The sequence below is a fragment of the Chryseobacterium sp. FW101-FHT12H09 genome, assembly GCF_058790395.1.
Genome location: NZ_JBYTCP010000003.1, coordinates 975,531 through 988,789, shown reverse-complemented (window position 1 = coordinate 988,789; position 13,259 = coordinate 975,531). Strand labels below are relative to the sequence as shown.

The 13,259-nt window shown below is 33.9% G+C and carries 9 protein-coding genes; 6 read left to right on the top strand and 3 right to left on the bottom strand.

Going from position 1 to position 13,259, the window contains the following annotated elements; all coding sequences use genetic code 11:
- Window positions 1-14: 14 nt before the first annotated feature.
- From AC3WRL_RS15265 to AC3WRL_RS15255, 3 genes are all read right to left on the bottom strand, one after another.
- Window positions 15-1,613: a DUF4139 domain-containing protein gene (locus AC3WRL_RS15265; RefSeq protein ID WP_261512898.1), complete on the bottom strand. Its 1,599-nt coding sequence runs from the start codon at window positions 1,611-1,613 to the stop codon at window positions 15-17.
- A gap of 139 nt (window positions 1,614-1,752) precedes the next feature.
- Entirely contained in the window at window positions 1,753-2,427 is a 675-nt protein-coding gene (locus tag AC3WRL_RS15260) for an SIMPL domain-containing protein (RefSeq protein WP_214827065.1), read from the bottom strand.
- Between the two features lie 149 nt (window positions 2,428-2,576).
- Window positions 2,577-4,331 (bottom strand): amidohydrolase family protein, encoded by a 1,755-nt coding sequence (locus AC3WRL_RS15255; RefSeq protein WP_214827062.1) that lies wholly within the window; start codon window positions 4,329-4,331, stop codon window positions 2,577-2,579.
- Window positions 4,332-4,488: 157 nt separating this feature from the next.
- Here AC3WRL_RS15255 and AC3WRL_RS15250 point away from each other — a divergent pair, with 157 nt between their 5' ends.
- The 6 genes from AC3WRL_RS15250 (at window position 4,489) to AC3WRL_RS15225 (ending at window position 13,236) form a co-directional block, all read left to right on the top strand.
- Window positions 4,489-6,270, top strand: a complete 1,782-nt coding sequence (locus AC3WRL_RS15250) for a tetratricopeptide repeat-containing sensor histidine kinase (protein WP_492330668.1) — start codon at window positions 4,489-4,491, stop codon at window positions 6,268-6,270.
- Window positions 6,271-6,380: 110 nt separating this feature from the next.
- Window positions 6,381-6,806 (top strand): DUF6326 family protein, encoded by a 426-nt coding sequence (locus tag AC3WRL_RS15245; protein WP_214827060.1) that lies wholly within the window; start codon window positions 6,381-6,383, stop codon window positions 6,804-6,806.
- A gap of 85 nt (window positions 6,807-6,891) precedes the next feature.
- Entirely contained in the window at window positions 6,892-7,626 is a 735-nt protein-coding gene (locus AC3WRL_RS15240) for a LytR/AlgR family response regulator transcription factor (RefSeq protein WP_214827058.1), read from the top strand.
- Between the two features lie 72 nt (window positions 7,627-7,698).
- The gene (locus AC3WRL_RS15235) at window positions 7,699-8,241 is read left to right on the top strand and encodes a lipocalin family protein (RefSeq protein WP_214827056.1); all 543 of its coding nucleotides are present in this window, start codon (window positions 7,699-7,701) and stop codon (window positions 8,239-8,241) included.
- A gap of 257 nt (window positions 8,242-8,498) precedes the next feature.
- Window positions 8,499-9,749 (top strand): CinA family nicotinamide mononucleotide deamidase-related protein, encoded by a 1,251-nt coding sequence (locus AC3WRL_RS15230; protein WP_492330667.1) that lies wholly within the window; start codon window positions 8,499-8,501, stop codon window positions 9,747-9,749.
- Between the two features lie 88 nt (window positions 9,750-9,837).
- Window positions 9,838-13,236 (top strand): trifunctional glycoside hydrolase family 18/polysaccharide deacetylase/glycosyltransferase family 2 protein, encoded by a 3,399-nt coding sequence (locus AC3WRL_RS15225; RefSeq protein ID WP_492330666.1) that lies wholly within the window; start codon window positions 9,838-9,840, stop codon window positions 13,234-13,236.
- Window positions 13,237-13,259 lie beyond the last annotated feature (23 nt).

Sequence of the window (13,259 nt, the reverse complement as noted above, 5' to 3'; positions counted from 1 at the left end):
TATTTTTAATAAGGTTATCTGCTGTAATATTGAATTTGCATGTCTTTAGGATATTTCACTTCAAAAGAAAAGTTGATGGTGTCTGAGCCACCGCTGGTGATCTTTCTGTTCCAAAGGATGGTTCCCGTTTTCCCGTCAAAATCTCCATTGCCTATTTCTAAAGCTTTTACTGATACTTTGGAGTTTTCACTTATAGGAAGCTGGTCAAGAATCTCCAGGTCAATGTTTTCTTTCGTATTGTTTCTGATATGTATTTGATAAGACTCTGTTTCCCATTTATTTGAACTCAGGGTTTTTTGAGAAGTTTTATCTTCCTGTTTTACTCTTTTTACAGTAATTCTTTCATCAACACCAAGAGATATTGGAAACTCATCTTTGATATAGTTACTGGCAATATTGGTTTTTCCGATATAGTTATCTTCAAAGTAGATATTGGCTTCACCAGATATCAGGTTGAGGTTTTGCCAGTTTTTCACAAATGCCATCAGGAATACCTGATTATTAAGCTTTGGTACGGTGTGGTACTTGTAAGTAGCATTGACCTCTTTTTTATCCAGAATTACATACTGTTCCTTTTCCTGACTTACAATGGTCTGATTGAATTTTAATTCATACATCACATTCATCTGATTATCAGAAACGGTTGCTACTGGGATTTGGCTGGGTGCTGCAATCTCTTCTGCACGCATTTGATAGGCATTCGTCAATTCAGCTTTAGCTTTTATCGAATAGGCTGCAAGTTCTTTTTGAGAATCATAAGGAGTGTACTCGGTTACGTAGAGTGGTGATAAAATAGGGCGGTTTTGGTTATAAGAGGGCCTGTAGGTTGAAACAAATAATTTTACATTATTCCAGTTCTGACCTGTTTTCTGATAGATTTTTCCTTTATAAACGATCTCAAGAGGTTTTTTTGTAGATTCAGCACGTAGATCATAAGATGGAATCCAGCCAGCATTAGAAACAATATAGCTGACACCAAGATTTACATTCATTTCATGATCAGCAAGAATTTCAAGGAGAAGTTCTTTTTTGTTTTTATTCTTGTGAGTCTGCTCTTCGGTAAATTGTTTATTGATCTTGGCTATACTTTCATCAAATCCACTTTTCTGTTCATTCAGTAAAAATACCTGGTTATCAATTTCAAGCATTCTTTTTCTATAAAACTCTGTTAATTTTATCAACTGATCCTGTGGAGTAGATTTATCATTCGTAGAAACTTTAAGATTATCATTAATGATATTCTGCTCACCCGTAAGGTTTTTAATTTGAATATTCAATAAACTTACCTGTCGTTGAAGTTTTTTTCTTTCATTCTCCAGTTTTTTCTCGCCTTCAGACATTTCGTCATTTTGTAAATAATTATTTTGTGGCGTGATAGATAGGAGCGTGGTATTTTTTTCAAGGTTAATTTTATAGGTATTTTCGTCGATATCATTTGGAAGATTGATAATTCGTACGGTATTTTTTCCTTTCTGCAAAGAGACATTTGTGCTGCCAAAAACTTTTGCGCCTTGCAAGAATAGGGTAGCTTGCTTTACATCTATTTCTTTTTTCAGTTCTTGAGATTTGAATAAAGAAACTGAAAGAGTGAATAGTATTAATAAGTATTTCATAGTATATTATTTAAAATTCTAAAGTAAAATTATCTGAATCTCAGGCTGAAAATCTGAAGACTTGGTGAGTAGGAGATTTGACTTGGTGAATAGTTATTTTAGAAAAAAAGCAGCTCTTATGAACTGCCTTTATATCGTTTTAAAGTATTTCATATCTTGTTTTGATACTGTACTTCAATTTGATGTTTTCGATATTGTCGAAAGAATAATCTACACCTGCATCTGCTTCCATTTGTACAGTGTTGGATTTTCTTGCATAAGCTCCAATTGGAAGAACGGTATCACTTGTGTAGTCTTCTATTTCTACAATTTCTAAAGGAGCACCCGTTTTTTTACCCATACTTTCCAATAGATAATCAGCTTTTTCTTTAGCTGCTTTTAGAGCATTTATTTTTACTGTTTTTCTGAATTCAGCAATCTTAGTGTTTTTTACCTCCGAAATATTAAGGTTGCTTACCCACTTTTGATTAAGTCCCTCAAATACTTTACTTAGGTTAGTTTTTGCATTTACTTTAAACTGAAAGCTTTTGGTAAACTTGGCTGTTTTTGAATATATATTCTGATACATGGATTTGAAGGTGATATCTTCATTTTTTACTCCATTGCTTTTTAATGTTTCGAATAATTTCTTTTCATTATCCGCCAGTTCATTTTTATTGTCAGCTTTTATTCCGATGTTAAAAATAATTTCATCCGGTTCTACTTCCATTTCAGCAACACCTGTTACTTCAATTGCGTTTTTCTTTACTTCCTGTGCGCTGATTAAACTTCCTGCTGTAAGGAATCCGATTAATAAAAAATGTCTCAATTTCATAATTTTTTGTTTTAAATTCTGAAGTAAAATTAGTCCGATTCAAAACCGGAAATGGAGAGACTTGGTGAAATAGAGTTTTCACTTGGTGAAGTATAAAAAAAAGACAGCCCGAAGGAACTGTCTTTTATTTGTAAGTATTTGAAGCTATATTAAGGTAAGAAATAGACCTTTGAAATTTTATTATCTTTTATCTCATAAATAGCAGTCGCTTCCACTTTTCCATTTTTTCGCATTCCTGAAACACTTTCTTTATCCACAATGAAATTACCATTAATGATTCTGCTTTTGATTTCACAATGCAGATCAGGCATTTTCTCAAACATGGCACTGTAGCTTTTCTTCATAGCTTCCTTCCCTTTGCTTATTAATTTACCAGGGAAAACATAAAGTTCAACATCTTCAGAATATGGATCCATAAAAGCATCGATATTTCTTGCATTGTAGCCATTTAATTGTTGCTGTACAAGAATTTCAGGAGTTACTTTTATGATCTTACTCGGTAACATGGATTGTCCGTTTTTAAACACCATTTCTATTTGAGTAAGATGATCTAAACTTTCAGTCGGATCTGAATTGAGAAGTACCATATCTGCAATTTTACCTTTTGTTATACTTCCGGAAACATTTTCTTTGTTAAATATTTTGGCAGGACTAATAGTTGCCGACTCAAGGACCTGCCAGTTGTTCATTCCACTTTCTTTCATTGCTTTGAGTTCCATAATAAAAGAGGACGCGTGTTGGGTGGCTATATTTCCTGCATCAGTACCTGCAGCAATTGTTACACCGCCGTCTGAAAGCTTCTTTAAATTTACCATCCTGATAGAGTCTTTTTTTCCTGCAGAGATATCTATTTGTGGAAGATTGAAACGCTTTTTTACTGCACTGACTAATATTGAGTCTGAAGAACCAGATAAATGTTTAAGATCATAGATAGATCCTATTGTTTGTGGGTTTGCATTTTCCAATTCATAAGTACTGTAATTCTTTTTCTGTGCGAAAGTCTTATAGTAATTATCCATCACAGTAAGAGTGGGGCTTAAAACAACTTTTTTAGATTTTAAGAGTTTTACAAAATCATCAGGAACAATTTCATCTTCTATATCGTGTACCAAAAAGTCTGCACCATTCTGTACCGCAATTTGAGCAGTTATTCTTTCAGTAGCATGAACCGCAACTTTTAAATTATTTTTATGAGCCTCGTCAATAATAGTTTTTATAATAGGTTCATACTTTTTTGCAGCAGCTTCCATCTCTTTTGGATTGGCCATTACGATATACCATATTTTAATGAAATCCGGCTTATAGGGAAGTTGCTCCAGAACCATTTTTTTTGCTTCTTCAGCTGAAGCTACCAATTTGAAGGGTTCATTTTTATCAAGGTTTTTAAATACCTCAGGTTCATATGTTGTAATAAGTGGACCTGTCATATAAACAGAAGGTAAAGTTGTGTTTTTTGAGAATGAATCCCGAAGTCCCAGAAAATTGTAAGAAGCTCCAGCATCTATTACAGAAGTGATCCCATTTTTAAGATATCTTAATAGAAAGTCTTCCATATTATGATGTACCCAGTCAATTTCTTTTTCATAAGAAACCTGCTTTCTGAGATCTAAAGCATCCGGTCTTGTATATAAACCTCCGCTTTGAAAAAAATGAACGTGGGCATCAGTCATTCCGGGCATCAGAAACTTTCCTTTTCCATCTATAACATTTGCACCCTGAGGAACTTTTATTTTATTGATAGGTTTTATTTCAGAAATGAGGTTTTTAGTAATGACAACGGTTTGATTAGGAACCAGTTTTTTATTGACAACATCCACAACAGTTACATTCTGGATATACGTCTGTGCATGAATCTTACTGGTCAGAAAACAGAGTATACATAATAGATAAAAATACGTTTTCATGAATTTCGTTTATATGTTTTTATAATTCACAAATATATGAAAACGGCTGTATCGATTGCTATTTCTTTGAAACTTGGTGAAATATGGTTTTGACTTGGTGAAGGATAAGATAGTATAAGTAAAGTTTTAGTTACTTTGCAATATAGATTGGAAACAAGTGAAGTTACTTTTTAAAATAATATTAATCATCACATTAGCGATAGGAAATTTTTCTTTCGCCCAGGATTCTACAAGGATTTCCAAAGCTCTAAAATCAGCATCAAAATTAAAAAAAGCAGTCGACAATAACGATAATAAAACAGTCGCTGAAACTTATGTTGGAATGGCCAACGATTATTATAGTCAAGGAAATTATGCCAAAAGCGAAGAGTATCTGATAAAGGCCAGAAATGTATATCAGAACCTGAACGATAAAAAGAATCTGGAATCTGTAACCCGAAAACTAGCGCAATCCCAGGAGAAGCAAAATAAAATAAGTCCTGCCATAAGCAATTATAGCCGGGCTGCAGAAATAAGTTACTCAAAAGAAAACAGGAGTGTTAACTCAAATGATGTTACTCGACTTTCTTCGCCTTCCCAGGAGGCAAAAGCTGAAGCAATTCAGAGTAATATTGATCTCAGTAGAAAAGAAAATGAAAAAGGAGATTTGGCAGCAAGTTACAGTCAGTTGGCTGATGTAAATATTCAGCAAAATGATATTCCTAAAGCTGAAGAAAATCTGAAAAGTGCTTATAAGCTTTCTAAAAAGCAACAGGAACCACAACAGGCTTTAGAAATTAATCAAAAACTGACGAATTTTTATGTTGATAATAAAGATTTTGATAAAGCGATTGAAGCCAAGAAAAAAGTTCTTAAAGAAGATTTTGTAAAAGACGATTCTCAGAAAAAAGTTGAACAGATCCAGGAACTAGCTGATATCTATATTAAGAAAAACGATACGAAAAGTGCTATTGAAACATTAAAAAACGCTTATGGAATTGCCTTGGAGAAAGGACATACCTTAGAAGCTCAAAAAAGTGTAAAGAGATTAGACAGTCTATACAGTGTTTCTGAAAATACAGACGCTTCGGTAAAATTATACAGGGATTTTCTGGGAAAGCTTCCTGATCTTGTTTCAAAAGACAGAAGCCTTGTGGATAACAAAATCCTGGAGGATACGGAGCAAAGAATCTCACAATTAGAAAAGGAAAGAGAACTGAAAGATGAATTGATCAGAAAGAAAAATGTCTTCAACTACGGTTTGATCGGAGCGTTGATCTTATTATTGGGATTGGTTGGTTTTATTTTCTGGACCCTAAAAAAGGTTCAGATTAAAAATAAAAAAATTGCTTTGCAGTCTCTTCGCCGTGAGATGAATCCTCATTTTATTTTTAACAGTTTAAATAGCGTTAATCAATTCATCGCAACAAATAACGAATTGGAAGCCAATCAATATTTAACCAAATTTTCAAAGCTGATGCGGGGAGTCATGGAAAATTCGACTGAAGATTTTATTCCCTTCCAGCAGGAGCTTGATCTGTTACAGAATTATCTTGCATTGGAAAAAACACGCTTTGCAGATAAGTTTGACTATGAAATTATTGTTGACGAGAATTTAAATTTACAGACCCTACAGATTCCCGGAATGCTCGTTCAGCCATTTTTAGAAAATGCAATCTGGCACGGGTTACGATATCGGAAAGAAAAGGGATTTTTAAAATTGAACTTTGAAAAAAGTAATGAGCATTTAAAAATCATTATTGAAGACAATGGAATTGGAATTGAAGAAAGTAAAAAACTGAAAACCCAACATCAAAAAGCGAGAGAAGGACGAGGTATGAAAAATACCATTGAAAGGATTGGACTGCTTAATGATTTATATAAAAAGGAGATCCATTGTAAAGTAACAGATAAAAAGAATGAACAAGGGGTTCTAGTGGAAATACAGTATAAGCTATAAAGAACCATTGACAAACATTTTCTATTATCGTGTAACTATTTGTGAAATATTATTGTCTTTAAGTTGTAAACCTAAAGGTTCAAAAAAACTAAACTCAATAATTTATTGCTATGAAAACCAATGACCCTCAAAAACTGGAAGATATCCCGGTAAATATTAAAATAAAACTGGCTGGACTTTGGACTTCGGTAACATTATGCTATCTATATGGTGATTATTTTGAACTGTATATTCCCGGCAAAGCACAAGGTCTTGTTGATGGAACGAATTTGCTGGATACTCCCATTAAATTGTTTTTAGCATCACTGTTATTATCAATTCCGGCAGTAATGGTCTTCCTTTCTTTAATATTAAAAGCCACCATCAATAGAATTTTCAATATTATCTTCGGAATATTTTTTACTGGAATCATGCTATTGATAGCAGTAACTTCATTTTCAGCCTGGCAAACGTTTTATGTTTTTTTGGCTATTTTAGAAAGTATCATCACTTTATTGATCGTATGGTATGCCTGGAAATGGAAGAGGGTTCAGTAAATAATGACGCAGAGCCATTAAGTTGTATAAAAAGCGAAATATTCATATTTTTACAATAAAACGGAAATACATCCGGATTGTTTAAATGAAAATAAAAGCTGTTATAATAGACGATGAGGTCATTGCGAGAGAGGTTCTCAGGAATTATCTCACAAAATACTGTCCTCAGGTAGAGATCCTGGGAGAAGCCGAAAATATCAAAGATGCCGTTCCCCTTATTGCAGAGAAGCAACCTCAACTTGTTTTTCTGGATGTAGAAATGCCCTATGGGAACGCTTTCGATGTTCTGGAGGCTACAAAAGACTACATCTATGAAACGATCTTTATCACTGCTTTTTCCCAATATTCATTACAGGCACTTAATAAATCAGCGAGTTACTATATTTTAAAACCTATTGATATTCAGGAGCTCATTCTTGCTGTGAATAAAGTAGCAGAAAGTCTTGAGAAAAAAGAAGAACTGAACCGGAATAAAATACTACTTGAAAACTTAAAATTAAAACCCGAAAAGCAACAGCTTATTCTACCAACTTTGCAGGGATTTGATGTCGTAAAAACAGAAGATATTGTCAGACTTCAAGCGGATGGTAATTTTACTCAGGTTTATCTTATGGACGGATCCAAAAAAATGGTCTGCAGATTTTTGAAACATTTCGACGATCTGTTGGAAGCACCATTTGTTAGGGTTCATCGTTCTCATATCATCAATACTGGTTTTGTAAAATCCTATCATAAAAGTGGAACTGTAACATTACTGGATGAAGCTGAAATTGAAGTTTCAGGTACTTTTAAAGATGCTTTTCTAAAAGTTTTCTCTTAGAATTATTGTTTATTAACAGCCCAAAGGCATTATTTTTGGACTTTTTCATACTCACCACATAACTGTATTATTATGAAAAATATTCAGAAAATTGGAATTCCCGTCACGGTTGGCATCTTGGGGTTGTTAATTTTTAATCACTATTCGGTAAGACTTCCGAAAGGTGCTGTTGCAGTGACTCATTTTGATGCCGAAAAATATTTGGGGAAATGGTATGAAATCGCAAGATTCGATTATAAGTTTGAGAAAGGAATGGATAATGTAACAGCAACTTATTCTCAGAATTCTGATGGAAGCATTCGTGTCAATAATAAAGGGTATAATTATCTAAAAAAAGTATGGGAAGAATCTATAGGTGAAGCAAAGTTTGTAAAAGATAAAACAGAGGGTCGTTTAAAAGTTTCTTTTTTTAAACCAATCTGGGCAGGTTATAATGTGATTGATATCGATGAAAATTATCAGTATGCCCTAGTTGCCGGAAACAGCTTAAAGTATCTTTGGATATTGTCCCGTACCACTGAAATCCCTGAAAGTATAAGACTGCGTTTTTTAGAAAAAGCAAAAAGAATAGGATATAATACAGAAGAACTGATCTGGGTGAGACATAATGATTAAGATTAAATTATTTAAATTTCCTTTTAGATTACTTTATCTTACTAATCAACCTTGTCATTTCGCAGGAATCTAAACTTTGTGCTAATCACAGCAGTAGAGAAATCACACCATAATGCCAAAAGGCATCATCATATTTTGCCATTATTTTTTATTATAGTTATAAACAGTTCAAATCAAAGATAGAAAAAATGATTTTATATTGCCTCAACCGCAGATTTTTCCGTCATTTGTACTAGATTTTTTTCAAAAATTACAATATGGAAAACGCTGTTCTGATTACTATTGGAGACGAAATCCTTTCCGGGAATACAATAGATACCAATTCTAACTTTATTGCTACTGAACTTAAAAATATAGGTATAAAAGTTTCGCAGATCTTTACAATCTCTGATGAAATTGAAACCATCAAAAAGACCTTGCAAACTGCCTTTGAGATGGGTGATTTGGTTATTACAACGGGTGGATTAGGGCCAACAAGAGACGATAAAACTAAGAAAGCCCTTGCTGAGTTTTTTAATGACGAGATTGCTCTAAATGAAGCTACTTTTGAACATTTAAGAAACTATATGGAAAAAAGGGGGCGATCTGAAATACTGGAAAGAAATAGAGAACAGGCCTTTGTTCCTACAAAATCCATAGTTTTTCAAAATCAATACGGAACTGCTCCTTGCATGATGATGAGGTATAATGATAAACTAAGTTTTAGTCTTCCTGGTGTTCCTTATGAAGTAAAACCATTGATCAAAGATCAGATTGTTCCTTATTTAAAAGATACATTCAGTTTACATTATATTACAACCAGAATTGTTTCCGTAGTTGGAATTGCCGAAAGTATCCTGGCAGATATCATTGAGGACTGGGAACTTTCATTGCCTGAAAATTTAGCACTGTCTTATTTGCCTGTTGGAACCCGGGTGAAATTGAGGCTGACGGCATCTGGAGATGATGAAAGTATTTTAAACCAGCAATTGGAAGAAGAAATACAAAAGTTATTTCCTCTGATTGGCGACAGCATTATAGCAACAACAGAAGATAAAATTGAGAAAATTTTAGGTGAGCTTTTGAATGAAAAGAAATTGACACTTTCTACTGCAGAAAGCTGTACAGGTGGTGAGCTTGCAAAAATGATTACCTCAAACTCTGGAAGTTCAAACTATTTTATAGGGGGAATCGTTCCTTATGCGACAGAAAAAAAAGTTAAGATTTTACAAGTTGCCCAAGAGACAGTGAATGAGTTTACCGTAGTAAGTGAGCAGGTAGCTCAGGAAATGGCTAGAGGATGTCAGCAATTATTTGGTACTCATATTTCAATTTCTACAACAGGAGTTGCGGGACCTGGCAAAGGGGAAGATGGAAAAGAAGTAGGGACTGTTTATTATTCGATCAGGATCAATGACAGAGAGGAGAGTTTCAAATTATATATGCCACATCTGGATAGACTGGATTTTATGAACTTTGTTTCTCAGAAAATTATTCAGGACTTAGTAGGATTACTTATAAATGATTAATCATATTTCCTATTTTTTAATTTTATTTTAATTAAAATTGATATGGTTTTTCACGCTTTTTGAGACGTATTCAGAAAAATAACAAAACGTGGAAAATTCAAAACAGGTTTTTCAAACAACTAATAAAAAACGATGGAGAAATGTCCAATGGGGATCCCGTGTTTTTATCTTCATTGGGATATTACTTTTTTTAGCATTGGCATTAATGATGAAGCTGGACAAAAGTCCAAAAATTCCCTTCCATGAAGACTATAAAACAATAATTACTGCCGGAAAACCTTACCTTCAAGAAAATAGAATTTCGAAAGAATATAAAGGATTCAGAAGTTTTATCTCAGAAAAAACAATCCATACCAGTCTTTCTAAAATTGAAAAAGCAAAAGCTGAAAGACTCAAAAATCAAAATAAGAACTGGTCTCAGTTTCCCGGAGGAATTCGCTCGGCTTTCTATGTAGCCTGGGATCCTCAATCTCTAATGTCCCTGAAAAGAAATATTAAACACATCAATTTAGTTTTCCCCGAATGGTTCTTCCTTGATCCTAAAACAGGAGATCTGAAAACAAATATTGATCCTGAAGGTTATAAAGTTATTAAAAGAACCGGTATTGCTGCAATGCCTATTTTAAGTAACAATTCAGATAGAGAGTTCCGTGCTGAGGGTTTAACTAAAGTGTTGAATGATCCTTTAAAAAGAACAAAGCTTATTCGAAAACTAACTGAAGAATGTGTGAAATTTCATTTTAAAGGAATTAACATTGACTTTGAGGATATGAATCTGGATTCCGATGAGAATCTTATTGCTTTTATGAAAGAGCTTTCAGATACTTTTAAGCAAAATAAGCTATTGGTAACCATGGATATTATGACTGATAATGATGATTATAATATCCAAAGCCTAAACCCTTATGTAGATTATTTTGTGCTGATGGCTTATGATGAATATTCTGCTTCAGGAGATGCGGGTCCAATTTCGTCTCAAAAATGGATCGAGGCCCAGACAGGAAAAATTTTAAAGAAAACAACAGCTAATAAAATTATTTTAGGTCTTGGAGCTTATGGATATGACTGGAGCTCGAATCCCGATGATAATGTCTCAGTTTCCTATATGCAGGCAATTACCAAAGCCAGTGCCAGTAAATCGGTTATGAATTTTGATGACAATACTTTTAATCTTAATTATTCATACACAGATTTTAAAAATAATACACATACTGTATTTTTCAATGATGCTGCTTCTATTTTCAATACGATGCGTTTTTCATCAGAATATCCATTAGCAGGAACAGCACTTTGGAGATTAGGAAGCGAAGACAGCAGAGTATGGAATTTTTATGATAAAGATCTCACTTTTGCAGGTTTGTCAAAACTTGATCTAAAGAAATTTGAGAATGTGAAAGGTCAGACGATGGTAGACTATATCGGAGATGGTGAAGTTTTGGATGTTTTAAATACTCCACATGATGGAAAAATTGCAGTGGAGATAGATCCGAAAGAAAAAATAATTACGGATGAAAATTATGTAACCTATCCGAGTTCTTATGAAGTGAAAAAATATGGCTCAGCACCACAGAAAGAGCTGGTTCTAACATTTGATGATGGGCCGGATGAAACATACACACCACAGGTTCTCGATGTATTGTCAAAATATCATGTTCCTGCAGCATTCTTTTTAATAGGTTTAAATGCTGAGAGAAACTTACCACTTGTAAAAAGAATCTATAGGGAAGGTCACGAAATAGGAAATCATACATTCACCCATGAAAATGTGGCGAAAGTAAGTCCGGAAAGAGCATTGCTGGAACTAAAGCTGACAAGGTTGTTATTTGAATGTATAACAGGTCACAGTACGATCTTATTCAGAGCACCTTATAATGCGGACTCGGAACCTACGACTTCTGAAGAGATCATTCCGGTGGCCTTGGCAAGACAGCAAAATTATCTGGATATTGGTGAAAGTATAGACCCTGAAGACTGGCAGCCTGGTGTAAAATCGGATGAAATTGTAAAGCGCGTATTACAAGGAATAAAACAAGAAAGAGGAAATATTATCCTCCTTCACGATGCGGGCGGAGATACAAGAGAAGAGACTGTTAAGGCTCTTAAAATATTAATTCCTACATTACAAAAACAGGGGTATCATTTTACCACTTTAGCAAGTATTTTACATAAAAGCAAAAATGAGCTAATGCCCGAAGTTCCAAAGACAAAATCCTATTATATTATGCAGTTGAATCTGGTATTGGCAACTGTGATTTATGGGATTAGTCATTTCCTGGTAGCTCTTTTTACAATCTTTATTATATTAGGATTGATACGATTACTGTTGATGGCTTATTGGGCAATCAAAGAGAGAAAAAAAGAAAAAGTACTTTCACAGTTTCCTGTATTGGAAAGCTACCCTAAAGTATCTATTATCGTTCCCGCCTATAATGAAGAAGTAAATATTATATCTTCTCTAACCAATTTGCTGAATCAGTCTTATCCAAATTTTGATGTCATTATGGTAGATGATGGAAGTAAAGATCTAACCTATGAAAGAGCAAGAGAAGCATTTTCTGAACATCCAAAGTTGAAAATCTTCACAAAATCAAATGGTGGAAAAGCAACAGCCTTGAATTTTGGAATCTCTCAAACCGATGCAGAATATGTAGTTTGTATTGATGCAGATACTAAGCTTCAGCAAGATGCTGTAAAATATTTGATAGCCAGGTTTTTAAATGCAAGTCCTGAAGAAAAAATTGCTGCAGTAGCGGGTAATGTAAAAGTGGGAAATCAAGTCAACTGGCTTACGAGATGGCAGGCTATAGAATATACTACGAGCCAGAACTTTGATAGATTAGCGTATGCAAATATCAATGCGATTACAGTAATCCCGGGAGCAATAGGAGCATTTAAAAAATCAGTAATCGATGAGGTTGGCGGATATTCTTCAGATACGCTGGCGGAAGATTGTGATATTACTGTGAAAATCTTAAAAGAAGGATATACAGTAGCCAATGAAAACAGAGCCATTGCAGTAACTGAAGCACCAGAAACGGTGAGACAGTTTTTAAAACAACGTTTCCGATGGACATATGGTATCATGCAGATGTTCTGGAAACAGAAACAGACTTTCTTAAATCCGAAATATAAAGGTTTAGGACTTTGGGCGATGCCTAATATTTTATTATTTCAATATATTATTCCATTTTTCTCGCCTTTTGCAGATGTAATTATGTTTTTTGGAATATTATTTGGAAACGGAGAAAAGATATTCACATACTATTTACTGTTTCTTCTGGTAGATGCTTCACTGGCGATTGTCGCTTTTTTGATGCAGAGAGAGAAACTGGTCAATTTATTGTATGTAATCCCGCAAAGATTCGGGTATAGATGGCTCATGTACATTGTCTTATTCAGAAGCTTAAGAAAGGCATTAAAAGGAGAAATACAAGCCTGGGGATTTCTAAAAAGAACAGGGAATGTAAAAGAGGTAACAACTTCTTAATATTTGTTTAAATTTGTTTTCAT